Source organism: Campylobacter sp. LMG 17559 (genome assembly GCF_024723605.1).
Classification (GTDB): domain Bacteria; phylum Campylobacterota; class Campylobacteria; order Campylobacterales; family Campylobacteraceae; genus Campylobacter_D.
Genome location: NZ_JANQCZ010000056.1, coordinates 1 through 545 on the forward strand (window position 1 = coordinate 1; position 545 = coordinate 545).

General features: G+C 22.2%; 1 protein-coding gene. It reads right to left on the reverse strand.

Going from position 1 to position 545, the window contains the following annotated elements; all coding sequences use genetic code 11:
• Positions 1–545: hypothetical protein (locus CAMP5082_RS08285; protein ID WP_337206439.1), on the reverse strand; the 545-nt coding region annotated here is incomplete at both ends.

A 545-nucleotide genomic window follows, 5' to 3' on the forward strand; every position in this document is an offset into this window, starting at 1 on the left:
AAGATTTGTCAATGTCTTCTTGTTGAAGTTTTCTAAAATTTTATTAATATTTTCTTTTAGCTTCTCTTTAGCTTGATTATCTAAAAAAAAATCTTTACGAATTCTTCTTGTAACATTATCTGTAATTTTATTTAGTTTTCTCATTGTATTTAAAATTATTGCAGTTTTAGAATTATCAAATTTACATGTGAATTTTTTAGAAAGATCTCCAATATAAATATGGGAAAATCCCCAGTTGTTTCCAATTAAAGAAGATGTATAATAAACAATATGTGAAAAATCATGACTTTTGATTTTATTTTGCAAAAAATCCTCTTCTAAACGAGTATTTAGAAAAAATAAAAAATCTTCAAAAACTTTAAATCTTTCCTTATCAAATAAAAAATAAGTTTTATGATTTGTGATATTTCTTTCATTGTATAAAAGATAGGATATAATATCGTTATTTAAATTTAAAACAATTCGACTAGCTTTTCTTGAAAGTTCCTCATCTTCATCTAGGAATGAATAAATAGTTAAAGTTCTTACATCTTCAATACTAGTTT